This is a genomic window from Mesorhizobium sp. C268A (assembly GCF_040324475.1).
Taxonomy (GTDB): Bacteria; Pseudomonadota; Alphaproteobacteria; order Rhizobiales; family Rhizobiaceae; genus Mesorhizobium.
In genome coordinates this window covers 186,700-213,150 of the sequence record NZ_JAMYVX010000001.1, presented here as the reverse complement: position 1 = coordinate 213,150, position 26,451 = coordinate 186,700, and the positions used below count along the sequence as shown (strand labels likewise).

Here is a 26,451-nt window from a genome sequence, read left to right as displayed (position 1 = left end):
TGCTTCTGCGTCATTGGTAAACCAAATCGTCAATGAAGTTCTAAAACGACTGCATAATCGATCGACTGATTCAAATTTAGCGACACAGAATATTCAATTTTTACGCCTCCCAGCTAGTCATTGACGGAATAGCAGGAGGCGCAAATGAAAACGACAATGAAGTTTCTCGGTGCGCTCGGTTTGATCGGCGCACTGGTCTCGGCAAGCTCCGCAGGAGAATTGCTGCGTCCGCGCATCAGCCTTGGTACGGCCAACGTCAAGACCATCAGTGGCGATCGCGGCGGCTATGTGATCGACTATGCCATTCGTGCGCTAAAAATGCGTCGCAGTGGCACTTTTGTGCGGTTCAACGGTTCGTGCGACTCGGCCTGCACGCTTTATCTGTCGATGCCCAAGAGCAAGGTGTGCATTACGCAGAGCGCGTCGTTCGGCTTTCACCTGCCGTATGGCGTTTCTGCGCGCGGCAATCAGGTGGCCGCGAATTTCATGATGAAAAACTACCCTGGCTGGGTTCGCGGCTGGATCGCCAAGCGTGGGGGGCTAAAGAGCTCCATCGCGACCATGACATACGCGGATGCGAGCCGCTTTCTGCCGACGTGTCCTTCCCAACAGCAGGGCATGACCGTCGCGAGCCTGAGCCCAACGCGTCTGCGCGGCGGCTGATTGCCTGCGCAGTACTGAAACGTCATGACGGCGGGTGGTCGACGGCGCCCGCCGTTCGTCAATTCATATGGCGGGTGCCCAGTTGATGGAACAGCTCACCTGGGAACAACGCCTCGCCGATTATCGCGTGGATTAACCAGTTCTCAAGAGGCGTGGTTAACGCAAGCTCCATTTCATTGACTCTTTTTTAGCGCAAGCCGATTCTGCGGGTGGGGGTTTGAAGGCTGTCGGCCATTGTTTGGGGCCGAAGCGCAAACTGGCGGCGGGTAGTTTGTATGAGCATCGGCGGCAGTAGGGGGTCGGCGAGCCGACCTGAGAGCGGCCTTACGCAGTCGAAGGCGGGGACCGCTTCGGCGAAGAATGTGCGCTTCCGGCGCAGGAGCCTGCGGGTCATCTGCACGGGCCTGTTGTCGTGGCTGCTTTTGGGTGTCTACCGCGGCGCAATCATTGATCCGCAAACCACGGTATCAGGCCTTTTGGCGGCCGTCCCCAAGGGATTGGCATCGAGCTACTATGACCTGATTGTCGTTACGTCCCTGACTGTGACGACTTTGGTCCTGCTGTTCCTGGCAAAGGCGAGCCGTCTCGGCTCAGCAATCGTCGTCTTGCTCTTCTATGTTGCTATCGTGGTCTCTCTGGGCTGGGGATTTGCCAACATCAATCTCGTCAAAATGCTGGGCGAACCGTTCACGTTCCAGTGGCTGGTCTATGGCGACTTCCTGCAGAATGCCGATGCCAGGAACGCGATGGGCGACGCGCTCAACATCAAGGACTTCGCTACCCTTTCCGGGTCCGTCATCCTGGTGCTCATTCTTGGCTATGCCGCGGCCAGTTTGTGCCAGCGGCTGAGCGCCGCTGGCTACGGGGCCTTCCTGGGCGTGCTCGTTGTGTGTGTCGGCGCTGCCATCGCCGGTAGTGGACACCACGTACGTGCGGAAGCGCTGCCGGCGGCCGAGATCGACAATCCGATCCTGTATTTTGTTAAATCGGCCCTGCTCAATCCAACGCCGGTCGTGCTGACGATGAATGCCAGCACCAATGACCCGGATGTCGCCAGCGTCGGCGAGCGACCGCCGGAAACGTCGACCTTCAAGGCGCCGACGCCGAACCCGATCAAGAACGTGCTGATTTTCATGATGGAGTCGGTGCCATCCAAATACATCGAGACGTTTGGCGGCAAGTATCCGGTCACGCCGAATATGAAGAGGTATGCAAAGGACTCGATACGATTCGACAACATATATGCGCACGCACCGTCCACGCATTACTCGATATTTTCTCTGCTCACCTCGATGTACAACGACATTTCATATTACGGCATGACGGCAAGGTACCCCTATCTGCCGCTGGACTCGATCTCCAACACCTTGTCCAAGAACAATTTCCGCACAGGGTTTTTCTGGAGCGCGGATTCCCGATTCCAACGGGTCGATGAGTTTTTCCTCAACAAGGGACTGGATGTGATCCAGGACTACCGGGGGCAGAAATGCGGCACCCCGACCTTCAAGCTCAGCTCCGAGCAGTGGAAAAACATGGACTACAACAGTGACCTTTGCACGGCGCAGTCGATCATCGACTGGATGAACAAGGACGAGGCAAAACCTTTCTTCGGCATCATGTTCACGGCGATGACCCATTATCCCTACATCACCGACAGCCCGATGTTTTCGAAGATGGCGCCTTCCTCCGATGGCAACACGCTGGTCCACTACTCGGACGACCAGAAATTCAATGCCTATCTCAACGCCCTGAAGGTCGGCGATACGGCCCTTGGCGAGATCCTTGAATCGCTCAAGCAGTCTGGCAAGCTCGATTCGACGCTGGTGGTCATATTGGGCGATCACGGCGAAGCGTTCGGGGAGCATGGCGACTACATTCATGCCAGCGCGATTTACGAGGAAAACATCCACATCCCGCTCATCATGATCAACAAGCATCTCTTTCATGATGAAGTTGCTCACCCGGTCGGCGGCATCGTCGATATCGCCCCGACGATCTTCGACATACTCGGACTTGCGCTGCCCAAGCAGTGGCAGGGGCGCACTTTGTTCAGCGAGCAACGGCCAAACAAGACCTTCTTCTTCAATCCCTGGGCCGGTTTCCTGTTCGGCTATCGCGAAAACGATCGAAAGGTCATCTTCAACGCGACCACCGGCAAGGTGGAGGAATACGACCTCAAGGCCGATTCCGATGAGCGAACCAACCTCTTCACTGATGCCGGGGATCGAAACGCGCTGCTGCAGCCCATCGCCGGATGGGTGCAATCGCAGAGAGAGCGCGTGGCCGACCTGGTGGCCGCCGCGGCGAAAGAGACAGGACGTTGCGCCATCACCAGTCTGGAGGTCGACGCTGCCGGCATTAATCTCCGGGGCGCGCCTCGGTTCGATGTCGTGGTCGACGGAAAGACCACAGCCGAGATCGACGTCCCGGGCAAGGAAAGCGTCGCATCGACGCCGGAAGCCGCCATGGCGGAGCTGATGCAGGCGTCAACCCTGGCCAAGCCGTTCCACATCGATCTCAGCAGCGTGCCTAACCCGAAGACGATCGAGCTTCGCTACACCAACGACCTGTGGGGCGGAGACGGCAAGGCAGGTGATCGCAATCTGTTCATCAAGAGCGTCAAGGTGAACGGTCAGTTGGTGCCAAACACCAGACTGCGTGTCGACGAGCAATCGCACGGCTACACCGACGACAACGGGACCGCCATGTACAGCAACGGCTCGCTATGGGTTAGCGGCCCGTTCGTCGAGGGATGTGTATAGCGTGCCGCGTGGCAGACCGTCGTCCTCGATTTGCAGCCCGTGCGCGCCGCGGCAGACACTGACCGTCCTACCGGTTGACATCTTCGAGGGGTACTCACTAGCATGCGAAACACTGACGGTTGCAGCGTGGAGCCACTTGTCAGCGCAGGACGGACCGGGCCCGTTCTTGCGGTATGCTCGGCTGGTCGACGCCCGCTTGGGAAGCGAACATTGAATGCGACCGCTCAGCATGACGAACAGGACCGGATTGCCATTTGAGTCAGCGAGCCGGGCGAGGCGACATCGACTTGCCATCTCGTTTGCGCCCGTCCTGGCCATTTGGTGCCAGATGGCGCTTTGCGGAGCCGCGCACGCAGCTGGTCCCAAAGACAGCGGCCCTGCAGATGCCGTTGCCGTTCCCACGGCTTTCCAACTTCAGCTTGTTTATGCTGACCGCACGTGGATATGGGATAACGGAGCGGCCTATTTCGGACAGAAGGATCGACCGGTCCGGGCCTGGACCTCCGAGCAAGACACGGCTTCTGTCGGCGAAGGCAGATGGCATCTGAGCAACGATGGCAAGATGTGCATGGATCTCGTCTGGCGGTCCAAGACCTACGCCGCAGCGCCGATCCGCACGTGTTTCAGCCACCGCTTCCGGAGTGGGACCCTCGAACAGCGCAAGGATCCGGACGGTGTCTGGTACAGTTTCCGGCACTCTCCGGGAGACCCTTCCGACGAGCAACGAAAGTTCGAGGAAGGCGATACAAAGGGCGCGCAGTTCGACAAGATCCGTACCTCGATCGATTCCAAAAGTTGAGGCTCGCCGAGAAGCTCACCCACCTCAATGAGCCCACGTCCCCGACAACGACAAACAGGGACGACTACAAGCTTTGCGAGCTGGTGATGTCCTCCGATGCATTTGGTATTCCTGGCGAAGTTGACCGGCGGCGCCTCGCTGTCGGCATCGGAATTGTGAACGCGGTGGCCTCCAGCCCGAAGAACGGGGCGGCTGTCCTGACGATGGTATCGATGTCGGAAAGTTCCGGCACGAAGCCCAGGTGTTCGCGCGCTTTGATCGGGTCCGCATAGAGCTCCGCCGGGTCTCCCGGGCGCCCGGGCCGGAAGACAACCGGAACCGATTTGGACGTCATCCGGGTGACCGCCTGGAGAATCTCCTTGATCGAAACCCCGCGCCCGGTGCCGAGATTGACCGACAGGTTTTCGCCACCCGCCTCCAGATGCATGAGAGCCCTCAGATGCGCGCGGGCCAGATCGCTGACATGGATGTAATCGCGCACGCAGGTGCCATCCGACGTGTCGTAGTCTGTGCCGAAAACCTCGATCTCGTCGATTGTGCCTGATGCGGCCATGAGCACGCGCGGGATCAGGTGCGTTTCAGGCGAGTGCCACTCACCGAGCTCGCCGTCGGGATCGGCGCCGCAGGCGTTGAAATAACGCAGGATCGCATATTTCATTCCGTAGGCGCTGGCATAGTCGCTGATGATCTGCTCGCCCATCAGCTTGGTTCGCCCATAGGGGCTGATTGGATTTTGCGCCAAGGTCTCTCGAATGGGCAGTGTTTCGGGAACGCCGTATGTCGCGCAGCTGCTTGAAAAGATAATGTTTTCGATAGAACTCGAGCGTGCCGCGTCAAGCACCGCGATGGTACCCGACACATTGGTCGAATAGTACTCTGCGGGCTCGTGAACAGACTCGCCCACATAGGCCAGCGCAGCAAAGTGGATGATCGCTTGCGGCTGGTAGGTGCTGATCGCCTGCTGTAGCGCCTCCCGGTCCCGGATATCGCCGACAACAAGCGGCCCCCAGGCAACGGATCTCTCGTTGCCACGGCTCAGATTGTCAAAAACGACGGGCAGGTAGCCGGCAGCTGACAACAGCTTGCAGGTGTGGCTGCCGATGTAACCGGCCCCACCCGTCACCAGGATTGCCGGGCGGCTCATTACATCGCAGCTTCTTTGACGCGCCGGTTCGGGTAGAGAAGGGCGTCAAAATACGCCGTGGTATGCGCGAGCCCCTGGCTCAGGCTGATCTTTGGCTCCCAGCCAAGATTTTCCCGGGCAAATGAGATGTCCGGCCGACGCTGCTTGGGATCGTCGACCGGCAGCGGCCGATGCACGATCTTCGAACGTGAGTTGGTGTATTCGAGCACCTGTGTCGCCAGTTCCAGAATGGTGAATTCGGCAGGGTTGCCGAGATTGACCGGGTGCTGCGGTGCGCTCGGTGCGTTCATCAACTGGATAAAACCTTCGATGAGGTCGTCCGCGTAGCAGAATGAACGGGTCTGCCGGCCGCTGCCGTAGACGGTCAGGTCGTCACCGTGCAATGCCTGGACGATGAAGTTCGAGACGACGCGGCCATCGTCTGGTTGCATGCGGCGGCCATAGGTGTTGAAGATCCGTGCGACGCGGACATCGAGGCTATACGTTCTCGAATAGTCGAAGAACAGCGTCTCGGCCGAACGCTTGCCCTCATCATAGCAGGATCGCGGACCGTGCGGGTTGACGTTGCCGAAGTAGCCTTCCGGCTGCGGATGTACCAGGGGGTCGCCGTAGACTTCGGACGTCGAAGCCTGAAATATCTTCGCATTGTTCCGCCGCGCGAGTTCGAGCAGGTTCAGCGAACCAAGCACGCTTGTCTTGAACGTATGGATCGGATTCGCCTGGTAATGCGGCGGGGACGCCGGACAGGCGAGATTGTAGATTTCATCGACCTGGAGATCCACGGGCAGAGGGTCGACAATGTCGTGCTCGATGCACGTAAATCGCGGATCGCGCACGAGGGGATTGAGATTGTATCTTTTGCCGGTGTGGAAATTGTCCAGCGCGAGAACGTCGTATCCATCCCGCAAAAGACGCTCGCACAGATGCGAACCCAGAAATCCTGCCCCACCGGCAACCAGCGCGCGACCCTGATTGGAATTCGCGCCCCTTCGGCTGTTCCCGGCCCCGAGTTTCAGAACATTGACAGTTCTACCCATACTCCACCCCTTCGCCCTTACGCTCTGCGCACACTACTGCCGGCCATAGCGTTGCCGGGCGACGTTCCTGAGAACGTCACAAACCTTCCGCTCCCGCGGAATCGTCCACTCCTGATGTCTGTCGATTGCTTTTTGAGTTGCTGGGCGGTGCTACTCGGCTATTAGCTGCCGTTCAGCATCCGATACGCCCCGAAACCGCGGTCACGCGCCTGATGCCACCATCGCCCATTGCTCGCCCAAATTGCACATCCCAACGTTTCGAAAATATACCTGTGCAAAACATAGTCAACTAAATTAGCGAATCGTTAACCGTGTTCATTCGGGAGTGGTTAATCGCGGGGCGGCAGCGCAGCCACATAAATCTGAGGATTGGGCTATAAACTTGAAAGTACCACAGTAATATAAAGACCATTTTTCTGATCTTTCGAGGGGCGATCGCCGGAAAGTTGATCATCAAGACACTCTCACCTCTGCAAAAAATAGGCAGATGTAAGACTAATACTTACGTTAGCAAACTTTATACTAAGAGAGGTGTAGCATTTGGAAATATCGAAAATATTCGTAGATGCGACCTTGTCAATAAAATCTTACAAGCCAATGCGGTTGGTTCCCGAAGCGTGCCGAAATCCCCGCCAGTTCAGCCCTCAACTGCCCGACGAGATCTTGCGCGACGAGCGGGGGTGATCGCGACCGATAGCCCCGGACGCCTACCTCTTTCACCGTCGGCCCGGGATTGACGCACACAACCGCTCTCCGCAGTCGTAGCCTTCGTTGGCAGATGCAGCATACCCCAATAACCCGGTCCATTCTGAAGCGATCCGCGTATGGTTTGCGGATGTCGGAAGCAGAGATCCAGTCGAAGCCGCGCGAAAACGGTCGTCGTCCCTTCTGTCGAACGGCTGTCTCAGGATGACTGTGGCCGGCAGCGAGCGTGGAGATGCCAGGATATGTGCTCTGCCGAGCTTACCGCGGCTGATCCCTATTGATCGCGGCAGCTTGCGGCCCCAAAAGCTGCCTGGCGGGAATGCGCCTCATATCGGCCGATAGGGCGTTCCTATCCGTGCCGATAAGCGGACGTCGATAAACAACCCGCCATGAACGGCTTTCGTCATCAGGGGTCGCCCGAGGCGTTTGTAGCGTTCGGATCGGGCGGGCGGGTTGATATGAGACCCGGCGTCTTGGCGATTTAGAATGGAATCGGCCGCTATGAGCGCCGCAACCGTCTCCCTGTCCTGTTGCCGGCGCTCGCGGGAGTGTAACCCTGTGCCGGGTGTCCTTGCCCGGCGCAGGGTAGGTTTCCACGCCCGCTCAACTGCTTGACGCCGGATTGTTTCAGAGGCCGGCTGGAAACGTGCCGTGCCCACTTTCGATCGTTGCCAATTGACCACTAAGGACTGCACCATTCTTAAGGTCGTGCAGGAGCGCCACCACGCCCGCAGTGACACATTCTCGGATTTACTTGACCGGAAGATTACGAGCGCGATTGTGATGTTTTCGGGAAGACATCCCCGAACGTGGTGACCCTCAGCACCCGCGTCGCCTCTCGGGTAAATGACGGCCCTGCTGAAACCCGTATCGTGGCACATGACGAGATGCGCGGTCTTGTTGGCATGCTTTTCTCGAAGCGCCGCGACAGCAAATACCGCAGCGGCCGGTCGACCGCCTGGCTGAAGATCAAGAGCTATATGGTTGAAGAATACGATTTGCTCGGCGTCGAGCGTGAAGCTGGCAGGCCGGCTTTCGCTCTGATGGCTGAGCGCCGCACCGGCGTTATGTCGGAAGCGCATTCGTCACCTTGAACCGGGAAATGCGCGAGAGGCTATGGAAACGCGTCCAGGAGCACTCAGGCGGCGCCCAAGGGCATCATGAAGCGGCCGGCGACGCAATGGGTAAAGCCGGGCCTCATTGGACGCGTGAAGCACCTGCGCGGCGAGGATGGCCTGCGTCATGCCTCACTGCAGGATTTCCGCGAGGAAGATTGAACGCTATATCGGAGCCATGCCAGCAGCAGATCGCCCTACCGTCCGCTTCGCCTATCAACGCGGCTTTCAGGTCCTCGACGGAAGCGCGATCCTCCAGACGTTCGAGAAACAGGACGAGGCGTTCAAGTTCGTGCTCGGCCGAGGTGCTCGCGTTTGGCTGGCATGGTCGCGGACCATCATAGGAGGGCAGACGGCGCCCTTCGATTTCGCCGCAGCGTTCCAGCAGGAAAAGGTCGGCCGCATCATGAAGACGATGCACGGCCCAGCCGCAGGCACTTGGTTCTGGACCTGCCATGACGGCGGCGCGCACGGAACAGTCGAAACGAAAGATGAGGCTGTTGTTGGAGTCGAGCGGCATTCACGCGGCGCATCGCCGGGGCGCAGCTCTACGCTAACCGGCCAGCGCGATCCAAAGCCAAAGCCTAGGCCGCTGGTGAGGCCTAGGAACAGCTTGCCGGCCCCAGCATGGTCCCAATTTGGGACGAATATGTTTGGCACCCATATTGCATCCACATCTTTCGCCGGCTGATCCCCGGTCCTGATCGCGTACTCTGATCAGGTGTAGGCTCGCCGGGCTCGAGGTAGTTGGGGTCTTCGCCCGGCGAGTTGTCTAGCAATGTTCAGTCATGTGATGCCATACTCCGAAATGGCGCAGGCACTCCGCAGGTTGTGCATCGCCCGACCAAGGTCCGATCGGTATAGGACTTCAGTCGCGAAGAGGGCCGATACGCTGTACGATTCCGAATAGTTGTTACATTTCACACTGTTACAAAGAGCCTCGCGGTCGTTAGTCGCCCATTGCAATGAGCATTTATCTAAAGTTCATTCATTCGAATTAGGAAACACTTATAAGCCGCTCTATAACGAATCGGCGAGGTGGCTATTCGCCGAGGAGGTACCATGACGTCCCGAAAAACGCTGTTGGCAGCGCTTGCCGCGCTTGCGCTAGTGACCGCTCCTGCTTTCGCTGGCGCGGGTGGAAACGGTGGTGGTCACGGCAATGGTGGTGGTCACGGCAATGGTGGTGGTCACGGCAATGGTGGTGGTCACGGCAATGGCGGCAAGTCCGGCAACAGCGCTTCGCACGGCAAGTCGGCATCGGCTCACGCCGGAAAGAAGACCTCGGGCGACGACCAGGTCGCCGTCGACGACATTGAGGTCGCCGCGACGCCTAAGGACAAGAACATTCACGCCAAGCTTGGCCGGCTGAACTCGCTGCAGCGCAACATCAACGCCTATATGAACTCCAAGAGCAAAAAATTCGCCGGCATTCAGGCTTATGTGACAGGGTCGGCGGCCGCCAAGGGCGCCCAAGCCGCGGTAGATGCCGCCCAAGCCGAAGTCGACGCGTTGAACGCCAAATTGAACGACCCGAATACTCCGGCCGACCAAGTCCCGACCCAGGAGCAGATCGATGCAGCGCAGGCGGCGCTCGATGCCGCCAATATAGCGGCTACCGATGCTGCTGCCGCCGTCCCATCGCTGGATGACGCGCTCGCCGATATGGCCAACAAGCCGGTAGACGCCGAGGTCACCGAATGGGCCAACGGCGTGCTTGCCGAGAAGATCGACGAGATGGCTGCCAAACAGGCTCCTGAGCCAACACCGTAAGCCGAACGTTCAAGCCGCCGGGTCACACCCCCCCGGCGGCTTTTGGTGGCTCTACGGAACCCCTCAGGGAAAGCGTTACGCAGCGATGAGCCAAGCTCCGTTCACCGGCTTTTTGTACATAAGCGGAACCTGAAATTTGGGGGCTTGTTGATAGAACGGCAGCGAGTGGGTGTTCGCTGCTGGTCGAGGTCCCGCAAGACTCGGCCGGGCTCGCATCACACCTGCCCCGGTACGGTGCGAGCCCATCGTCGCGCGACCAAGCGAGATCCCATGTGTCGGTCCATATTTGATACTAGGGGACGGCGGTTCATCATCACGATGGTTTATGGCACGTTGTCCGCCATGCCGAGCGCCAGACTCTGTCTTGGCCGTCTGCAGCAAGCGCTGGTCGATAGCGGCGGCCTTGAACGCCGCAAATGCTACGGCCGGACTGCAGCTTCCATCCTTGGCCTCCGCAATTAATCGGCACGCATTTCTATAGGCCGCCGCTTCCTTATTTGGCCACTGCGGGTTGGGACCCAGCCGTAGGGGAATGGCTTCCAAAAATTGTATGGAACCGTGGCGACGACCACACATTTCTACCTAAGCGATCGATTCCTCGGATGTAGCCGTGACGACGGAAACATGCGGCACCTGGAAGAGAGGCTAAGTCGCATGAAAGACCAGTGGAATCCGACCACCAGTTCATCGAAGGCGCCCGCCGTAGCCAGCGCTGGGCGGAGAGAGAACTGGAATCCCTACAATCGACCATCCAAGAGACGCGCCGCATCCTAGAGGCCTCACGGAAGCTCTTGGAAAAGATTGCCGAGCGCGAACACCCTACCCAGCCGTAGGAATGGCCGGTGCAGTTGGGCAGCTTGTGGGGGCTTAACCGCACCGGCCACTGCGGGAAGATATGAGGCCCCCCGCGCTGCTTAAGATATAGGCATATTAGCAACCGAGCAAATTATCTCGCATTGCCATCTTGAAGGCTCAACCGCGAAGCCAACTTAGTTCGAGAGAATGGGCGGATTGGTGAACGCGATGTCGCACCCCGGTAGCAGTGAGCATCTTTGGGCTTTGGACCTTGCCGACCTGCGCAAGCAGTTTGGAAAGTTCGTTCAAGAGCGCGGAACAGCGCCTCTTGAGTGGGACGAGCACACCAAGCTGTTCCATGAAGAACGAAGGGAGCGCTGCCAGGAAACGGACCCTACCGGGCAGTAGGGGAATCACTCAGACCGTCAACGACGAGATGGAAGCCGAGGTCGACGAAGCCGCCGTCGAGCGCCCCCACGAATAGCCATTTTGCCGTACGAATCCGTACGGTCGTTTTGATTGAAGAAAGGGTCTCGGCGGGCCTATAAAGATGGTGTTTACCATTGCCTTTTTGGGAGGATGCGATGGTTGCAACGCCCATAGATATCGCTCAAGCGGCCACTGCGAATACGGCCACCTTGCTGAAGTGGCAGAAGTCCATGGAGGAACGCGCCACATTTCGCCAGAACATGGATCAATCGCGCAGGGCGATTCAAGTTTCACGCGAACTGCTGGAGCGCCTTCGTCAACGTCATCGCGACGACAATAGCGTCGCGGATGCGCAAAAGGATTAGCCGCCAGGGCAGACGGTGAGACAGGTCCGGGAACCTTATTGCCGCAAACCGGTTCGGGCTGCTCGCCTACGCTCAGATCGAGGTCCCCGGCTAGAAGGCCGCTCGCTTCGTAGCCCAGCGATTTGACCGGAAAAAGAGTGCTGGTGCTCGAGAGCATCAACCGCGGCGCATAACCACTGACGTTGCCTGCTCCCCCTGAGGGCGTTAGTAGCCCGCAACCGGAACATCACATGTGCTGGTGCATTGCTAGTGAACGCCAATTCGACTGGGGCGCAAAATGCATCGCGCGATCACAAATGCATGGGCAATGGTGCGAGAAGCCATCGTTGGGTTCGTCAACGACAATGCTCTCAGCCATGGCGCGGCAATCGCTTTTTATGCCACAACATCGTTGGCGCCAATTCTGCTCATCGTGGTTGCAATTGCGGGTCTCGCATTCGGTCACGAGGCAGCCCAAGCGGCATTGTCCGCCCAAATCACAGGGATGATGGGTACAGAAAGCGCAAATATCCTGCAAACCGCATTGAAGAGCGCATCCGAAAAGCCATCCGGCGGCACCTGGGCGGCGGTGATTGGCATCATCACCTTGCTTGTGAGCGCTTCCGGGGTCTTCGGCGAAATACAGCAGTCTTTGAACATGATATGGAAGGTCGAAGCGCAGGGCAGTTCGTTGTCGCGCCTGGTGCGCGCACGTGCGGTAAGTCTGGGACTGGTCACCGCACTTGGCTTCATGTTGCTCGTCTCTCTAGTCGCGAGCGCGGCGATTTCGGCCCTAGGCAACCTCATCAACGCACAGTTGCCGTTCGGGACACTTGTACTGGCCGTTATCAACGCGATCGTTTCTTTTGTCCTCCTCGCAGCTATTTTCGCCGCTATCTTCAAGATCTTGCCTGATCGAACCCTGGAATGGCGGGATGTCTGGATTGGCGCTGTTGTAACCGCTGCCCTGTTCACGCTCGGGAAATCGCTTATCGGTTGGTATATAGGCTCCAGCGCGGTCGCGGCCTCATATGGGGCCGCCGGTGGGCTGCTCGTCATCCTGCTGTGGGCTTACTACTCGGCGGAAATTTTTCTTTTCGGTGCGGAAATCACTCGCGCCTATTCCATTCGACACGGCAGCAGGTCCGATCTGGATGCTGTGCTTCACGGTGCTTGACTGCAAAACATGCCACTAAAGACCAAATCGACTAGGCGCGCGGCGCACCGAATGGCCGCCTTCGCGACGCCACCCGCATCATCACCCGTCGGCGCCGACCGCATCACCGAGCAGGGCAGGCGAGCTGGATACGATCGACGCCATATGATGAGTGCAAGGGTCACTGGTGGGTCAAACCATCGCGGTCACAGTTTGAGTTGGTTGGGAAGACGCGGTTCAGCGGCGACGCGGACGGCGCTTGCGTATCGGCTTTGATCTCGCGCGCCTGCCGTCCGGCGCCTTCTTGGCGGCAGCGGAGCGGTACAGGTTCATGAGGTCAATCAGGAGCCGAATAATGGCAATTGCAGTTGCAGCATCGAGCCAGCCCGCAATGCTGTTGAGCATCGGGATTGTTCTCCAAGCTTACGACGTGAAAGCGGTCGAAGGACCTTGGCGGCAGTGCAATTCTTCGCCTAGGCAGGGACTGTCACCCACTGGTTGTGGCACTCAGTTGCCAGCTACCATGACATGAAAAAGGCCTCGGAAGGAGGCCTTTGGATGGTGTGAGCGAGAATCTCCACCAAACAAATTATCCCACGTTTTGTGCATGCAGCGCAAGCCGTTCGGCTTGGCCAAGGCGCGCTTGGCGCCTTGATGCTTGGCACCGTGACCGTCACCCCTGCTCTTCAGCCGCAGCCGATAGTCGCTGTCGGCAATTTCAGCTGCGGCAATGCGATGTCATTGTTGGCGCCAAGAAATCAGCTCTTCACGTTGCTTCCGCGAAATGTGATCCTTGCAAGCACCAAGCGCAAGCTCATCAGGCAGAGGGTGTAATGGACTTAGCGGGCGTTCTCATATTGTGAAACGCCGAACGGATCCCGGGTCCCTGGAAGGGCGGCAGCAAACGTCAGAGAGCCGCACTTCCAGGGAGGCTGGATCAATAGTCGTTGTTGTAATAGCGATCATCGCAAGGCGCCGTGTAGATCCGGCCGCGGCGGTCCTGGTAACGGCAAAGCTGTTCGCCGCGGCGCTGCGGCGTGGTCGACTGGCCGATGACGGCGCCGAGCAAGGCGCCGCCGGCGGCACCCACGACCGTGCTTTCGGTGTTGCCGCCCAGTGCCTGGCCGGCGAGGGCGCCGACACCGCCGCCAATGAGTGCGCCTGTGGTTGCCCTCTGCTGCTGTTCGGTTTGAGTCGCGCAGCCTGCAAGTGCTGCAGTCATGAGCACGGCGGCAATGGTTTGTCTGATGATCATCTTGGAACTCCTTTGGAGCCCCAAACGCGGATCGGGGCGAATGGTTGCCAGTTGCTGGCGCATTGCGGCCAAACGGCGGCACGCCCGCTCACGAAATGAGACGTGGTTTCTCGGGCCTTGAAGACAATGGTTGCCAAAGCGGAAACGGCCTGCGCGAACAGGTCAATAGCGCATCGGTTTGAATCCGCTTGAGGAGCAGCTACGCTGCCTCGTTGCGCATCGCCTTTTGCGCGGCGGCGATCAGGAATCCAGATCGGCTGCAGCCATGCCGTTCCGCATATTGATCGATGTGGTTGAGGACATCTTCCGAGATGGTGACGTTGACGCGCACGACCTTCTTCGCCTCGGCTTTCAGGGCAACCAGGACGGCGACCCGGTTGAGATTGTCATTGTTCGACACGACATCTTCCAGGGACGATGGCTCGGGAATGGCTTCGCCATCCTCGACAAGGCCTTCGAGATGGAAGGCCAGGGCCTCTTCGGCCATGGCGCGGGCGTCGTCCAGGCTGGTGCCGGCGGTGACCACGCCCGGAAAATCGGGAAAGGATACGCCGAAGTCGCTGTCCGCTTGCTTGTGGATCAGTCCGATATAGTGACGCACGGGTCGGTTCCCCAAGGAGCGGCTTCGAGGCTCGATCAGACTATCGAGCCATTCGACACAAACTGTCGAGGTATTCCTAATGGGACCGTAGGAAGCTGCCTAGTAGGTTGGGCATGCCCCAGGCAGACATTGCCTGGGCAACGGTCGAGAGTGTGGGGAAAGTGCCAAAGTTAGATGGCGGGAACCAGACTGTGCCTAGAGTTCGCGCCGCGCAGTACGTGCGCATGTCGACGGAACACCAGACCTACTCGATCGACAACCAAGCGGATGCCATTCGCGACTATGCCGACATCATGGCTTACGACATTGTCGCCACTTACGAGGACCTCGGTCGCAGCGGTTTAAACCTTGGAGGGCGCCCCGGTCTTCAGAAGCTGTTGGCCGATGTCGAAAGTGGGCGAGCCGATTTTGAGACGGTTGTGGTCTATGATGTAAGCCGTTGGGGGCGTTTTCAGAACATTGATGAAAGCGCAGCCTACGAATACCGATGCCAGATGGCCGGCGTCCGTATCGAATTTTGCGCCGAGCAATTCGCAAACGACGGCAGCATCGGGTCAGACGTCCTCAAAGCAATCAAACGGAGCATGGCTGCCGAGCAGAGCAGAATGCTCTCGCAAAAAGTCTTCATCGGCCAGGCGAGGTTGATCCGGCTGGGCTTCCGGCAGGGCGGGAAGGCCGCCTTTGGCCTGCGGCGCCTGCTTGTCGATCAACACGGCCGTTCAAAAGGCATCCTTTCATCCCACGAATACAAGAGCCAGCAGACGGATCGAATAGTTCTGGTGCTCGGCCCACCTGACGAGATTGCGACAGTGAAGTGGATCTTCAGTCACTTTGTCAGAACACGCAAGACAGAGCTGGAGATGGCAAGACTGCTGAACAAGCGCGGCGTGCTCAGCGATTTGCGGCGACCATGGACGCGGGAATCCGTCCACTCGGTGCTGACCAACGAAAATTACATTGGCAACAGCGTCTGGAACAAGCATTCGGCCCGGCTGAGAAGCCATCAAGTCCGTAATCCCCCCGAACAGTGGGTGCGGGTGGAAAACGTCCTGGAGCCGATCGTCGACCGCAAACTGTTCGACCGGGCGCAGATCGTGCTCAAGACCATCTATCGCCACATGACCAACGACGAGATGCTGGCTGCTCTTAGGGCACTTCTGGCTCGCCGTGGCGCCTTGTCGTTGGCCATGATCGACGCCGATCCGGGGTGCCCGCCGGCCCAACGCTACCAGTGGCGTTTTGGAACCATTGTCAAAGCCTATGAACTGATCGGATACGAGCCATCCAAAAACTACCGCTTCATCGGCGTGAACCGGCACCTGGAATCAATGAGGCTGCAGATTATCCGGGATCTTGTGGGCGCGATTGATAAGCAGGGCGGGGTTGCTGCCCATGACATGGCGATGGACCTCCTGCGGATAAACGAGGAGATCACGGTGGCGATTACAATGGGCCGATGCAGGGTTTCCGGCTTCGGCTATCCACGCTGGTTTTCCAAGGCCGATAAACGGCCACTACCCGACATTTTCGTCCTGATCCGTATGAATCCCGGCGACCTGACCGTCCGGGATTATTTGATTGCGCCTGCGCATGAGATCGCTGGCAAATCGGAACTGCATGCCATCAATGGGATACCGCTGGACAGCTATATTTTTCCCACGCTCAATCCCATTGTCAGGCTGGCAGAGCGAGAGCCTGTGGGGGGCGTGGCTTGGTAGTCAAGCGCTTACCCAAGGACGCCGCCTACCGTGCGTTGGAAAAGGGTGGCGACAGACATGCGAGCAATATTGTTGCTGGCGCATTAGGGTCCAAGAAGAGGCTTCGTTCACACGAATTTTTGGCGACCTACGATACGGAATGCAAACGCATGCGCGATTTCGTCACGCAAGCGGCTAAGTCTGAACAGAGCCTAGACCGGATAGTAGCGGCGCTCCACCTGATGATGCGCGACAAGCAATTCTGCGCCACGCTGGTGTCCGAGGGCTTCAGGACAATGCCAAGCCTACTGGCACATAGGTTGCGTGGCGCGACCCGCGAGCCGCAAATGTTCTGCTCTCCCGGAAAACCCGCTTCCGAGACAGGCGAGAACCGGAAAGCCGTTAACGGAATTTGCCCTGATGTCCTCGACCTGCTTCGGGACGCGCCGGTGAAAACAAAAATCTTCGGGTTGCTCCAGAAGGTGCTGCCAGCCAGGCAATTGGAGATTGCCCGGCTGATGGTGGCGATGGACCGGGTCAGGATCACCTACGCGAGACTACTCGTCGCTCTGACACCGCAAGCCCTGCTGGTCGAGGGTTTTAATCTCTCAACGATCACCACACAGGCGGAAGACCAGCGCGGCGCGATGGTGCTCGATGTCGGCGCGCTAAGCCTTGCGGTTCTCAGCGCCGCGGAACGTCATGGCCAGGTGGGCCTGGAGCTTGTCGCAGCCAACCGCTTTTTCGACCGGTTGATGGATAATTCCAGAGTGGTGCGGTATCTCGCCCGGACCTTTCCGGGGCATTTTGAAGAGTTTCACAGCTTCTCGATGCCATGCCTCGAACAGGGGCGCTAGATGGTCGGACGTCAACTCCTATACAAACCGATCGCCGTCGCCGGGATGCAAACAACAGAACCAATGTGACTTCTGTCCAGGCCTCGAAAACCCAAACCCGCCGAGCTTGCCGCAGCCAGAATGCTCGCAAAGCGATTTTCGATCGGCTCTCGGCCGCGCGGAATCGCTGTCATCCCTTCGGCAAGCCGGCTCGGTTCGTCGCTCATAACGGGTTGATCGGCCCGACCAGGCCGGGATGGTCGTTGGGCAACTTGTTGACGGCGCTCGTGTTCACCTCACGTCCAACGCGGTTGAACTGCAGCTGACCGTCGATGTCGTGGCTGAGAATGTCCTTGAGGCTGTCCTTGGGCGTCGCCGGGTCCAGCCAGGCGTCATAGTAGGCCGCGTCGAGAATGAGAGGCTGCCGATCATGCAACTGCTTCATCGGTTCTGCGGCAGGCTCGGTGATGATGGTGCAGCTGGTTATGTCGAGATTGGAATTGTAAGCCCAAAGCCCGGCGAACGAGAAAGGCGCGTGGCCTGGCTGGTAGATGTGCCAAGGGTCTTTCTTGCCGTCGGCAGGCGATATCGTCCACTCGTAGAAGCCATCGGCAGGGATCAGGCAGCGCTTGGACTTGTAGGCGTCGCGGAAGGCGGGCGCTGTATCGATGCCCTCAATCCTGGCATTGAACATAGCCGCCTTGGGCATTTCCTTTGCCCAGAAAGGGACCAGCCACCAGCGCCCTTCACGCAGCCTGTGGTTGCCATCCTCACCGGCAGTGACGAATGGGACATCCTGAGTCGGCGCGATGTTGTACCGGGGCTCGTCGTTGCGGCCCGTCTCCGCCGGCGCAGTCAGGCGGTAGAGCCGGTGGATTTCCGACCACGACAGATATTTGGTGTAACGTCCGCACATCGCTCTGCCTCAGTTGCGCAGGAGTTCAGGCACGCTGAGCGGGCCAAGGTCGGAATTCTCCTATACTCGTCGCTGCGGCGCCAGACGCTGCGTTTCTCGGCGGCGGTGGCCGATTGATTGCCTTAGTAGCCTTGCGGAAGGCTCTGGGCGACCGCAGAGTTCGCCTTGGTGTGCGCTGTGGAGGCAAAAAGGCAAAGCCGACAACGATCATGCCATGTCCCTCTCACTGCCGACTTAGCAAAGGCTCTCGCAAGGAACGCCGTCCTTGTCGCGGTCGAGCTTGCCGCCCCAAGAGCAGTTGGCCAAGTACCAATTAGCCTCATCGCACGAACTGATCTGGGGACAAGTTCGCCGCGGCTGACAAGAATAGCTCTGCGCCACCTGCCCATTGCTCATCATGCCGAGTGGTTGTTTTGCAGACGGCTTGGTGGTGCCGTTCGCATGCTCTGCGCGCCAATCCCATGGCGCCTGAAACGCCCCAGCCCACAGACCGACCTTCGCTGCCTGGGCCTTCGCCTGCTGTCCTGCGTAGGCTCCGTGGCTGTAGCGCGGCCAATCTAGTGCCAAGCCCCGCTCGACAAGCCAGCTCTGGACGTTGCGACCGTCGGCGCGATCGCAATCCCCAACAAGCCGGCCGTACCGGTCTCGGTTAACAAAGCTGCAGTGCAACGGACGCGATGCAGCCAGGAACTCGTGCAAGGCTTGGGCAGCATGGCGCCCGCAGGCGTATTCGAAGCCCTTACCGTCGTCGCAATATTGCTTACTCTCGGGCGCATCGATGCCGTTCAAGCGGATGCGCTGTCCGTGGATCTCGATCGTGTCGCCGTCGATCACAGACGCGACACCGGCGATCGGCGCCGGCTTCGAGCCGAACCAGTTCGATGCATTGATCTCTGGCAAACTTTCGCTGTGCTGGATGGCGGTTTGCGCGACCAGAGCGCCAGCCGCTACCGCAGTCACCAAAATCAGGCGCCGCGGCACATTCGCCCATCGGTGCGCACGGCTATGCTTGGCACCGGCTCGCTTTCGCCAGCGATCAGATCGATTGTCGTATCGGTATTTGTCCACGCCCTCTTCCCCGCAGGGAGGATGCGACTGTTTCAACAAAGAGTCCAGAAGACGAGACGCGCGGAATGCTAGCGCGGAAGCCGATGCGTGCCGACGCCCTCGACTTCGATCTCGGTTAAGCGGGTTCGATGGCCTGTTGGGGTGCATTCGGCTGTCGGGCCTGACCGGCGCGCTCCCGAAGGTGCATTCACGCGGGAAAACCCGCCTTTCTGAAGCCTGACATAAAAAGCTCGAGGGCAACCTGGTCGGCGAACGGGAAACCTGAAAACAACCGGACAGTCAGGTCGTGTTTCCTCGTCAGTGCTTCCTCGACTTCAACGCGCGCCTTCTGCGTCTCGCCCAAATGTGCGTACGCCGCTGCGAGGAACGCATGAATGAAGAATTGGTCGCCGGCCTTCTGGTACGAACTGATGGCCTCCACGTACCTTCCAAGCAGGAAGAGGGAGCTGCCCTTCACCTCCCAGAACCAAATTGGAGGTAACGGGTCGCGCAGGAGCGCAGTTTCGAGCACGTTCAGCGCCATCTCGGCCCGTCCGCCGTAGTTGAGCCAGCTTGCATAGTCCCCCGCTATGTTCATGTCTAGCGGGTTCAACGAGCGCGCTTGCTCGAAATGCACTCCCGCATCGCTGTGCTGGCGCATGTGCGTAAGCACCAGCCCCATGCTCTGGTGACAGACGCCATCGCTCCTGTCGAGAGCGAGCGCCGTTCGTGCCGACTCCCAGGCCTTCTGTAGCGTCCGCGGATCGTTGTCGTACCAAAATCTGCCGACGAGGGCCTGCGCGAGGAAGCCGTGGCCTTGAGCGAACGTCGAATCGAGCTCGACACACCGGACGAATAGGGGCTCGGCCATGTCCAGTTCATACCGGTAGAACTGCGCGCGCCCCTGCAGGTAATAGTCGTATGCATCCCAATCGGCGGGAGGCTTGCGTCTTGTCCGGCTCGTCGAATCGGCCTCCGCCCGGCCTTCGACCATCGAGGCGATGAGAGCCGCAACCTCGTCTTGCAATGCGAAGATGTCGTCGAGGGCCCCGTCGTACCGTTGGGCCCACAGGTGGGTGCCGGTGGCGGCGTCAATCAATTGTGTGGTGATCCGAATGCGATCACCGAGCTTTCGCATGCTGCCTTCGACGAGGTAGCGAACTCCGAGTTTGCGATGGGCTTCGGCAATGTCCAATGCCGGATGGCGAAACTGAAAAGATGAATTGCGCGCGATGACAAGGAGGGAGCGGAACCTGGCCAGCTCCGTAATTATGTCCTCGGTTATGCCATCGCTGAGATACTGCTGGTCCTGATCGCCGCTCAAGTTGGCAAAAGGCAGGACCGCAATCGACGGCTTGCCGGACTCTGGTATCGCTCTGCGGGATGCGCTCGCCACCGGCTCGACAGTCCCGGTGAAGCGGTAGCCGACGCGAGGCACCGTGGCGATCCACTCGCCGCCGTTGTCAGCCGGACCGAGTGCCTTTCTCAGTGTCGCTATTTGGACCGTAAGGTTGCCTTCCTCAACGGCGGTTCCCGGCCAGGCAGCGTCCATCAGTTCGGCCTTGGTCAGGATCTCGCCGGGCCGGGCCGTGAGCGCAGCAAGCAGCGTCAGCCCACGATGCCCAACAACGATCGGGATCTGCTCTTTCAGGAGCGTCCCGATGTCGGGATCGAGTACGAACGGACCAAAAGCGATGCGTGTCCCCTGCATCTGGGCATATTAGACGTTCCGGCGGATTTCGGAACAGTGTCGGCACCGCTTTAATCCCCGGGGCGCTTTCGAGGCCTATGCCCAGAACGCGGCCACCTGTCCATCGATCAGAAGATAGCGATCGGGCGCTGGCCGCTGCGCAACAAGGCGGCATTGCCGCGCGGCCATTTCGGGCCATGGGTGGAGAAGCAAGGGTGCCTTTTCAGCAGCATGGCCGAGCTATGCATGCGGCTGGGTGCCAGGCGCCAGTACGCGAGACGGCCAGGACAGCGGGCGGCGAAGCGACTGGACGACGAAATATCGCGACCTGGTTCGGTCATGACTCCGCCCCGTTTTCGGTAGTTTCACTCGTCGCAGGTGCCGTTTGGCCACCGCACCCGCGTTCAACGGGTACTAGCTTAGCAAAATGGCCAGGCGAGTTATATTCTGCTCGCCAAGCGCACTCGAGATGATTTCTACCAAGCCGCAACCTATTTCAAAGCTAGACCAGCCTCCACCAATCGCCGGAACGCTTCCGATCTGGTGGGAAGATCTGGCTGAGTGCGACGCCATTCGTCTACGCGAGCAAGTAGGTCGGTCGAGAGCCGCAACTCGAAGCGTTCAGTTTTGTTGTCGACAGGATCAGGAACGTTTGACAATAGCGGTGTCCGTAATGTACGGTATGTACGTAATGTGGTTCACTCTTCGTGACCGAACGTCGTGCAACAACACGTCGTTCGGCCTAGCCACAACCCAAGCTGTGTGGAGTTCGGATCGTGGCTGACTCCGACAATACCACGACTTTGTCTCTCGTCACCCGCAGGAGAGCAATTGTGGGAACGACAAATGCAGCTGCGAGACTCAGCCTAAGCGCATTTGCTTACAGCGATCCGGGCGCGAGCCGATCAATCAGTCCTGCAGTAGCGCGCGGTGCGGATGTCGGCAGGCTCATGAACAGACTGAATGGGTGTGCCTTCAGCAGCAGGACCTGAACAGAAACCAGACCGCCAAACTCACTATCAAGCCCGAGGATTTAAGAGCCGGACACCTTCACCTCTCTGCCCTACAGACAAGAATTCGACCCCCGCTTTTGTCAGGGCCGCTTCAATGGCCTGCAAAGTGCTAATCCGGGAATCCACCTTGCCGTTTTCCAACCGGACCAGCGCGTTAAGCGAAACAATAGCCTTGTCAGCGAGTTCCTGCTGAGACCAACCCAGCAAAGCTCGTGCGGCTCGAATCTGTCGTGGACTGACCATGGGTCCACAATTGGCAGGCAGATTTTCTTTGCTACCGATAGGGTTCTTTTACACCCTATAAGGTATACGAAATGGCGATTCGGCTTTCAGATAACGTACCGACAGACTCTCTGTCGGCTGGCTAATGGAGCATCGAAAAGCCTTGTTGAAACCGCAGCGCTTCGTCCTCCTTCGGACGGAGCCGAAGCCAAAGATCGACAGTGACCCTCATCCCGCCGATCAGCATGTCGGCAGGCAGATTGCGACCGTCCGCGTCCAGTCGGACGTATCGCAGGCCCAACTTGCCCGATCCATAGGCATCAGCTTCCAGCAGCTCCAGAAATACGAGAACGCGCGGAATCGCGTGAGCGCTTCGATGCTCTACGAAATCGCCAGGTCGCTCGGCGTTCCTGTCAGCCGCTTCTTCGAAGGTCTGCCGGGAAACGATGAGACCCGCGTCGAGGCGCGGCCCCTGCCGGTCGATGAGCGCCTGGATTTCATCGCCAGCGCGGAGGGTCGGCGCCTGATTGAGGGGCTAGTGAACCTTCCACCGCGTCTGCGTGGTCGCATCTCGTCCCTGGTCTCAGCGCTAGGGGAAGAACTGGTCCTGCTAGACACGAAGGCAGAGAGCGAGACGGCCGGCGAGTCCGCGCCGGCCGAATGCAAGACCGTCTGACGGTCGATCGCGGTAGTCAGCCGAATTTTCGGGCAGCGGGCACGGTGATGCGGCCGCAAGCCGAGGATACTTTGATCTCGACGCCGAACGCCCGAGAGCGCGTCGCGAATTCCTCAAGCATGTCTCGCGCCTCGCTTCCAGTGATGGCGACGGGCACCAGTCTGCCCGTCGCGGATCCGGGAGACTGAGTTTCCGCCCCGATCGCGACGGGCAGGAGGTCTATTTCTGTGAGGCTTCCGCCGGCGTCATAGCGGCAAGCGGCGACGATGCTTTGCCAGACTTCCGGTGGATCCCATTCGGTTTCGTCGGCGTGGACGTGGAAGAGAAAATTTCCGAGGCCATAGAAGATCGGCGCGCCATTGTAGATTTCCACCGCCTGCAGCACCGGAGCGCCGTGGCTGACGAAGAGGTTGGCGCCGGCGTCAATGCACATCCTAGCAAAGGTCTGCACCCAGCGCGGCACCTCCTGCCAGCCTGGTTCCCAATGATGGTGGTGCAGATAGGCAATGACGAAATCGCCCTGTGCCGCCGCGTGCCGGATGGCGGCCAGATGGACACTTGCACTCTGCTGATCGACTTCGATCATACGGCCGAAGTCTGCGGCTTGCGTGAACACGGTGCCGTAGAAATTGATCTCCGTGCCGGCCGACACCTCTACCGGGTCCTCCGGTTGCGCATAGTTGGCCAGTTCAAAGGGGGAGCTTTGCAAATGAGCGCCCAGCCTTGCCAGTCTGCTGAAATGTCCGTCCGGTACCCCGATCTTGCGACAGGTGTTCAGACGATTGACGCCGGGCCGAGCCGGCCGGAAGGCCGTGCGGTCTTCGGCATACATGTTGGTCGGGCCGGGGCCTGCATCCATCGCAAGAAGCGCGACCTCGCGCGCGCCCAGCCGGCGGCGGCCCGGTTTCCTCGCGTCAGTCTCGTCGGCCCCGATGCCGGCATGCAGGAGACCGCGCGCTTCCACTTCCTCCAGGGTCGAGAGGATGCCGCCAGCGCCGAGATCGAAGGCGTGGTTGTTTGCCAGAGCAAGCGCGTTGAAACCGATGGCCTGCAATGCGTCGAGCACTTCAGCCCTGGAATATCCGAAGTATTTGCCCTTGGTCGGCCACCCGCCGTGCTTACCCAGGATCGTCGACTCGAAGTTGGTGAAGACGACGTCGCCTTGGCGCAGGAAATCCGTAACCGCGATGAAGCGTTCGTTTTTGACGTCACGTATGTCGTGCTTGATCAGGGATTGGCCGGTGACGACCGCGCAGAACTGGTCTTTCATGGAACTCGCCTTGAAGGAGGGTAGGGCGCAGGCGCCGGCGTTCCGGCCAGCGCCACGTCAATGTCGAAGTCGGTTGCCTCTATTGCGAGATGGCTGGCGAGATATCGCTCTTGAACCATTTCAGGCTCAGCGCCTTGATCGTCCCATCCTTGGTGGCCGCGTCGATGGCCGCGTTGAACCTGGCGAGCAACTCCGTATCGTCTTTGCGCAGACCTGCGCCGACGCCCGGCCCCCAGAGCCCGCCATTCAGTTCAGGGCCGAAAAACACCACATCCGAGCCGGAAGGCGTCTCCAGAAAATCGCGCCAGGTGAAATAGTCGGCGAGGCCGCCGTCGATGCGACCCGCGGCAAGATCGAGCTTCATGTTGTCCTGGCTGTCATAACTGCGAATGGTCACGACATCGCCCAGCATTTCCTTCACGACTGCTTCCGAATTGGACGAGCGCAAGGCTCCGATCGCCTTGCCGGCGAGTGTCGATCTGAGGCGCTCGATGGTTGCCTTCTCTTTGTCGCCGATGGTCGAAAGGTTGACCTTTTCCTTGGTGTCGCCGGCGTCGAGACCCAGGTCCTTGCGCACCACGAACTGGTTGAAGCCGGTGGCGTAGGGGATCGAGAACGCGATCGACTGCTTGCGTTTTTCCGTGATCGCCATGCCAGACATGATCACGTCGAACTTGCCGACAAGCAGTGCCGGGATGATCCCGTCCCAATCCTGCGGGACGAAGGTACATTTGATCTCGATCCGACGGCACAGCTCCTGCCCAACATCGATATCGTAGCCATAGAGTTGACCGTTCGCGTCGGTGCCGTCCCAGGGCGGCGAGGCGCCTTCAGCGGCAATCGATATGACGCGCTCGCTTTGCGCGCTCGCCGGGACTGCCGACATCAGGGATACGATAGAAACAGCAATAGCCAGGGGTATGCGCATGATGCACCTCTTCGTTGGTTGGATGGAAAGGGGAGCCCAGAACCTAGGCGTCAGGGCAGGGGCGTCGTGATCTCTGGGTCAGGTAGGGCGGGGCGCAATCGCGCCTTTCGTCGGCGAACCGGATGGCCGTCGGTCGACAGCCATCGCTCCAGCAACTGGATCGCTTTCACCGCGATCGAGGTGAGCGATAGGTAGATCGCTCCGGCGACGATGAAGATTTCGTACGGCGCGAACGTGGTCGACACCATCTGTCTCGCCATGCCGGTGATCTCAAGCAGCGTCACGGTGCTCGCGAGCGACGAGCCCTTGATCATCCCGACGATCTCGTTGCCGTAGGCCGGGAGCGATATCCTGAAAGCGATCGGGAAGGTGACCAGGCGAGCGATCTGGAAGCGTTTCAAGCCGAGAGATGTGGCCGCCTCGGTGACACCCTTCGGCACGGACTGGAGACCGCGGCACAGGATCTCGGTGGTGTGTGCCGCGCTGTTCAGCGAAAATGTCAGAAGGGCACACCAGAAGGGGTCGCGCAGGATCACCCAGAAGATGCTTGTTCGCACCGCCTCGATCTGAGCGAGGCCGTAGTAGAGCAGAAAGAGCTGAACCAGCATCGGCGTTCCGCGGATCACATAGGTGTATGCGAGCACCGCGAGCGAGAAGCCGGGACGTCCGAACGCGCGGATGAAGGCCAGCGGCACGGAAAGAAGAAATCCGGCCGTCAGCGACAAGACCGTCAGGGTCAAAGTGAGACCAACGCCCGAAGGCAAGACAACCAGTGCGTCAAATATCAAGCCGAGGTTCATGGGCCTTCCCTCCTACCGGCCGAGAGCCGGATAGCGCCGCTCAGTCAGCCGGATCGACAGCAACGTGACGGTGGTCAGCGAGAGATAGAGAGCGGAGGCCGCAAGGTAGAAAGTCAATGGTGCGCGCAAGGATCCGGCCCCCACATACGCAACGCGCATGATGTCGGTCAGGCCGACGATCGAGACCAGTGCGGTATCCTTGAAGAGCGAAATCCAGAGATTGCCATAGGCAGGCAGCGCCAGCCGCAGCATCTGCGGACCGATGACGAACATCCAGCGCTGCCAGGCGTTCAGCCCAAGCGACTTTGCCGCTTCGGTTTGGCCCGCTGGCACTGCCGCAATCGCGCCGCGAAACACTTCGGTCGCATAACCGCTGAAAATGACCGAGAGCGCGATAACCCCTGCGGTGAATGCGTTCACCTCGACATACCGGCCGGCGATCTTGCTGGCGAGCGTGGTTCCGCCGAAGTAGATGAGCAGGATAACGAGAAGTTCTGGTACACCACGGACGACTGTGGTGTAGGCGGCCACGACCGCGTTGAGGCGCGGCTTTGCCGTGCCCTTCGAAATCGCCAAAAACAGCCCGAATGCCGTACCCAGGCAGCCGCTGACAAGAGCCAGGCTTATGGTCACGGTAAGTGCGACAACAAACTGAGTAGTAAAACCACCCATGGGGCGCTTTCCTCGGCTCGCAATTGCCGCAGGATATGTCGGTCTTTATTGCCGAGACCAAACCATATAACCCAAGGTTGCGAGTTGTTATATTTCTAATGTGGAG

25 protein-coding genes are annotated in these 26,451 nt (G+C 59.3%); 10 read left to right on the top strand and 15 right to left on the bottom strand.

The window, feature by feature from the left end:
- Positions 1–144: 144 nt before the first annotated feature.
- From NKL06_RS01070 to NKL06_RS01060, 3 genes are all read left to right on the top strand, one after another.
- Positions 145–663 carry a hypothetical protein gene (locus tag NKL06_RS01070; protein WP_023746383.1) on the top strand — a complete coding sequence of 173 codons (519 nt, stop codon included), beginning with the start codon at positions 145–147 and terminating at the stop codon, positions 661–663.
- A gap of 362 nt (positions 664–1,025) precedes the next feature.
- On the top strand, positions 1,026–3,425 hold the full coding sequence (locus NKL06_RS01065; protein WP_031198858.1) for a sulfatase-like hydrolase/transferase: 2,400 nt from the start codon (positions 1,026–1,028) through the stop codon (positions 3,423–3,425).
- A 229-nt stretch (positions 3,426–3,654) separates the two neighbouring features.
- On the top strand, positions 3,655–4,224 hold the full coding sequence (locus NKL06_RS01060; protein ID WP_245260687.1) for a DUF995 domain-containing protein: 570 nt from the start codon (positions 3,655–3,657) through the stop codon (positions 4,222–4,224).
- Between the two features lie 64 nt (positions 4,225–4,288).
- Here NKL06_RS01060 and galE read toward each other — a convergent pair whose 3' ends face one another.
- On the bottom strand, positions 4,289–5,368 hold the full coding sequence (gene galE / locus NKL06_RS01055) for a UDP-glucose 4-epimerase GalE (protein WP_023670637.1): 1,080 nt from the start codon (positions 5,366–5,368) through the stop codon (positions 4,289–4,291).
- Positions 5,368–6,405, bottom strand: a complete 1,038-nt coding sequence (locus tag NKL06_RS01050; RefSeq protein ID WP_023670638.1) for a UDP-glucuronic acid decarboxylase family protein — start codon at positions 6,403–6,405, stop codon at positions 5,368–5,370. The genes galE and NKL06_RS01050 overlap by 1 nt, the downstream gene beginning before the upstream one ends.
- Before the next feature lie 1,592 nt (positions 6,406–7,997).
- Between NKL06_RS01050 and NKL06_RS01045 the strand changes: the two genes are divergently transcribed.
- Positions 7,998–8,204 carry an ATP-dependent DNA ligase gene (locus NKL06_RS01045; RefSeq protein WP_023693726.1) on the top strand — a complete coding sequence of 69 codons (207 nt, stop codon included), beginning with the start codon at positions 7,998–8,000 and terminating at the stop codon, positions 8,202–8,204.
- A gap of 103 nt (positions 8,205–8,307) precedes the next feature.
- On the opposite strand, the gene NKL06_RS01040 is transcribed toward NKL06_RS01045, so the two are convergent.
- Positions 8,308–8,745, bottom strand: a complete 438-nt coding sequence (locus NKL06_RS01040; protein WP_023822760.1) for a hypothetical protein — start codon at positions 8,743–8,745, stop codon at positions 8,308–8,310.
- Between the two features lie 542 nt (positions 8,746–9,287).
- Between NKL06_RS01040 and NKL06_RS01035 the strand changes: the two genes are divergently transcribed.
- On the top strand, positions 9,288–9,998 hold the full coding sequence (locus NKL06_RS01035; protein WP_352580030.1) for a hypothetical protein: 711 nt from the start codon (positions 9,288–9,290) through the stop codon (positions 9,996–9,998).
- A 75-nt stretch (positions 9,999–10,073) separates the two neighbouring features.
- Here NKL06_RS01035 and NKL06_RS32645 read toward each other — a convergent pair whose 3' ends face one another.
- Positions 10,074–10,574, bottom strand: coding sequence for a DUF982 domain-containing protein (locus NKL06_RS32645; RefSeq protein WP_502903716.1), 501 nt, complete (start codon positions 10,572–10,574; stop codon positions 10,074–10,076).
- An 803-nt stretch (positions 10,575–11,377) separates the two neighbouring features.
- Here NKL06_RS32645 and NKL06_RS01030 point away from each other — a divergent pair.
- Both NKL06_RS01030 and NKL06_RS01025 read left to right on the top strand, forming a co-directional pair.
- Positions 11,378–11,587 carry a hypothetical protein gene (locus NKL06_RS01030; RefSeq protein WP_023669236.1) on the top strand — a complete coding sequence of 70 codons (210 nt, stop codon included), beginning with the start codon at positions 11,378–11,380 and terminating at the stop codon, positions 11,585–11,587.
- 277 nt (positions 11,588–11,864) lie between these two features.
- Positions 11,865–12,743, top strand: coding sequence for a YihY/virulence factor BrkB family protein (locus NKL06_RS01025; RefSeq protein ID WP_023726957.1), 879 nt, complete (start codon positions 11,865–11,867; stop codon positions 12,741–12,743).
- Between the two features lie 216 nt (positions 12,744–12,959).
- Here the strand turns inward: NKL06_RS01025 and NKL06_RS01020 are convergent, their stop codons facing one another.
- From NKL06_RS01020 to NKL06_RS01010, 3 genes are all read right to left on the bottom strand, one after another.
- Positions 12,960–13,127: a hypothetical protein gene (locus NKL06_RS01020; protein WP_023669234.1), complete on the bottom strand. Its 168-nt coding sequence runs from the start codon at positions 13,125–13,127 to the stop codon at positions 12,960–12,962.
- A 532-nt stretch (positions 13,128–13,659) separates the two neighbouring features.
- Complete coding sequence (locus tag NKL06_RS01015) at positions 13,660–13,977, bottom strand: YMGG-like glycine zipper-containing protein (RefSeq protein WP_023690487.1); 318 nt, start codon at positions 13,975–13,977, stop codon at positions 13,660–13,662.
- Between the two features lie 199 nt (positions 13,978–14,176).
- Positions 14,177–14,578: a type II toxin-antitoxin system HicB family antitoxin gene (locus tag NKL06_RS01010; RefSeq protein ID WP_023694071.1), complete on the bottom strand. Its 402-nt coding sequence runs from the start codon at positions 14,576–14,578 to the stop codon at positions 14,177–14,179.
- 113 nt (positions 14,579–14,691) lie between these two features.
- On the opposite strand from NKL06_RS01010, the gene NKL06_RS01005 reads away from it, so the two are divergent.
- Both NKL06_RS01005 and NKL06_RS01000 read left to right on the top strand, forming a co-directional pair.
- Positions 14,692–16,296, top strand: coding sequence for a recombinase family protein (locus NKL06_RS01005; RefSeq protein WP_031210681.1), 1,605 nt, complete (start codon positions 14,692–14,694; stop codon positions 16,294–16,296).
- The gene (locus NKL06_RS01000; RefSeq protein ID WP_031198691.1) at positions 16,290–17,132 is read left to right on the top strand and encodes a plasmid partitioning protein RepB C-terminal domain-containing protein; all 843 of its coding nucleotides are present in this window, start codon (positions 16,290–16,292) and stop codon (positions 17,130–17,132) included. The genes NKL06_RS01005 and NKL06_RS01000 overlap by 7 nt, the downstream gene beginning before the upstream one ends.
- Before the next feature lie 202 nt (positions 17,133–17,334).
- On the opposite strand, the gene NKL06_RS00995 is transcribed toward NKL06_RS01000, so the two are convergent.
- From NKL06_RS00995 to NKL06_RS00980, 4 genes are all read right to left on the bottom strand, one after another.
- Positions 17,335–18,027, bottom strand: coding sequence for an SOS response-associated peptidase (locus NKL06_RS00995; protein WP_023822422.1), 693 nt, complete (start codon positions 18,025–18,027; stop codon positions 17,335–17,337).
- A 234-nt stretch (positions 18,028–18,261) separates the two neighbouring features.
- Entirely contained in the window at positions 18,262–19,095 is an 834-nt protein-coding gene (locus NKL06_RS00990; protein WP_245260658.1) for a thermonuclease family protein, read from the bottom strand.
- 187 nt (positions 19,096–19,282) lie between these two features.
- Positions 19,283–20,785 (bottom strand): winged helix-turn-helix domain-containing tetratricopeptide repeat protein, encoded by a 1,503-nt coding sequence (locus NKL06_RS00985; RefSeq protein WP_023694074.1) that lies wholly within the window; start codon positions 20,783–20,785, stop codon positions 19,283–19,285.
- Between the two features lie 998 nt (positions 20,786–21,783).
- Positions 21,784–22,020 (bottom strand): helix-turn-helix domain-containing protein, encoded by a 237-nt coding sequence (locus tag NKL06_RS00980; protein ID WP_023694075.1) that lies wholly within the window; start codon positions 22,018–22,020, stop codon positions 21,784–21,786.
- A gap of 142 nt (positions 22,021–22,162) precedes the next feature.
- On the opposite strand from NKL06_RS00980, the gene NKL06_RS00975 reads away from it, so the two are divergent.
- A complete protein-coding gene (locus tag NKL06_RS00975; protein WP_245263170.1) occupies positions 22,163–22,675 on the top strand; it encodes a helix-turn-helix domain-containing protein in 513 nt (170 codons plus the stop codon).
- A gap of 16 nt (positions 22,676–22,691) precedes the next feature.
- On the opposite strand, the gene NKL06_RS00970 is transcribed toward NKL06_RS00975, so the two are convergent.
- From NKL06_RS00970 to NKL06_RS00955, 4 genes are all read right to left on the bottom strand, one after another.
- On the bottom strand, positions 22,692–23,945 hold the full coding sequence (locus tag NKL06_RS00970; protein WP_023694076.1) for a CapA family protein: 1,254 nt from the start codon (positions 23,943–23,945) through the stop codon (positions 22,692–22,694).
- Between the two features lie 79 nt (positions 23,946–24,024).
- Complete coding sequence (locus NKL06_RS00965) at positions 24,025–24,873, bottom strand: transporter substrate-binding domain-containing protein (RefSeq protein WP_023694077.1); 849 nt, start codon at positions 24,871–24,873, stop codon at positions 24,025–24,027.
- A gap of 50 nt (positions 24,874–24,923) precedes the next feature.
- Positions 24,924–25,673 (bottom strand): ABC transporter permease, encoded by a 750-nt coding sequence (locus NKL06_RS00960; protein ID WP_023694078.1) that lies wholly within the window; start codon positions 25,671–25,673, stop codon positions 24,924–24,926.
- 12 nt (positions 25,674–25,685) lie between these two features.
- Positions 25,686–26,345 carry an ABC transporter permease gene (locus NKL06_RS00955; protein WP_023683618.1) on the bottom strand — a complete coding sequence of 220 codons (660 nt, stop codon included), beginning with the start codon at positions 26,343–26,345 and terminating at the stop codon, positions 25,686–25,688.
- Positions 26,346–26,451 lie beyond the last annotated feature (106 nt).

What these genes read in the sequence shown, in the direction of transcription:
- NKL06_RS01070 (WP_023746383.1), top strand. Translation starts at nt 145, where the DNA reads ATGAAAACGACAATGAAGTTTCTCGGTGCGCTCGGTTTGATCGGCGCA.
- NKL06_RS01060 (WP_245260687.1), top strand. Translation starts at nt 3,655, where the DNA reads ATGACGAACAGGACCGGATTGCCATTTGAGTCAGCGAGCCGGGCGAGG.
- galE (WP_023670637.1), bottom strand. Translation starts at nt 5,368, where the DNA reads ATGAGCCGCCCGGCAATCCTGGTGACGGGTGGGGCCGGTTACATCGGC.
- NKL06_RS01050 (WP_023670638.1), bottom strand. Translation starts at nt 6,405, where the DNA reads ATGGGTAGAACTGTCAATGTTCTGAAACTCGGGGCCGGGAACAGCCGA.
- NKL06_RS01045 (WP_023693726.1), top strand. Translation starts at nt 7,998, where the DNA reads ATGCGCGGTCTTGTTGGCATGCTTTTCTCGAAGCGCCGCGACAGCAAA.
- NKL06_RS01040 (WP_023822760.1), bottom strand. Translation starts at nt 8,745, where the DNA reads ATGCCGCTCGACTCCAACAACAGCCTCATCTTTCGTTTCGACTGTTCC.
- NKL06_RS01035 (WP_352580030.1), top strand. Translation starts at nt 9,288, where the DNA reads ATGACGTCCCGAAAAACGCTGTTGGCAGCGCTTGCCGCGCTTGCGCTA.
- NKL06_RS32645 (WP_502903716.1), bottom strand. Translation starts at nt 10,574, where the DNA reads ATGTGTGGTCGTCGCCACGGTTCCATACAATTTTTGGAAGCCATTCCC.
- NKL06_RS01030 (WP_023669236.1), top strand. Translation starts at nt 11,378, where the DNA reads ATGGTTGCAACGCCCATAGATATCGCTCAAGCGGCCACTGCGAATACG.
- NKL06_RS01025 (WP_023726957.1), top strand. Translation starts at nt 11,865, where the DNA reads ATGCATCGCGCGATCACAAATGCATGGGCAATGGTGCGAGAAGCCATC.
- NKL06_RS01020 (WP_023669234.1), bottom strand. Translation starts at nt 13,127, where the DNA reads ATGCTCAACAGCATTGCGGGCTGGCTCGATGCTGCAACTGCAATTGCC.
- NKL06_RS01015 (WP_023690487.1), bottom strand. Translation starts at nt 13,977, where the DNA reads ATGATCATCAGACAAACCATTGCCGCCGTGCTCATGACTGCAGCACTT.
- NKL06_RS01005 (WP_031210681.1), top strand. Translation starts at nt 14,692, where the DNA reads ATGCCCCAGGCAGACATTGCCTGGGCAACGGTCGAGAGTGTGGGGAAA.
- NKL06_RS00995 (WP_023822422.1), bottom strand. Translation starts at nt 18,027, where the DNA reads ATGTGCGGACGTTACACCAAATATCTGTCGTGGTCGGAAATCCACCGG.
- NKL06_RS00985 (WP_023694074.1), bottom strand. Translation starts at nt 20,785, where the DNA reads ATGCAGGGGACACGCATCGCTTTTGGTCCGTTCGTACTCGATCCCGAC.
- NKL06_RS00980 (WP_023694075.1), bottom strand. Translation starts at nt 22,020, where the DNA reads ATGGTCAGTCCACGACAGATTCGAGCCGCACGAGCTTTGCTGGGTTGG.
- NKL06_RS00970 (WP_023694076.1), bottom strand. Translation starts at nt 23,945, where the DNA reads ATGAAAGACCAGTTCTGCGCGGTCGTCACCGGCCAATCCCTGATCAAG.
- NKL06_RS00965 (WP_023694077.1), bottom strand. Translation starts at nt 24,873, where the DNA reads ATGCGCATACCCCTGGCTATTGCTGTTTCTATCGTATCCCTGATGTCG.
- NKL06_RS00960 (WP_023694078.1), bottom strand. Translation starts at nt 25,673, where the DNA reads ATGAACCTCGGCTTGATATTTGACGCACTGGTTGTCTTGCCTTCGGGC.
- NKL06_RS00955 (WP_023683618.1), bottom strand. Translation starts at nt 26,345, where the DNA reads ATGGGTGGTTTTACTACTCAGTTTGTTGTCGCACTTACCGTGACCATA.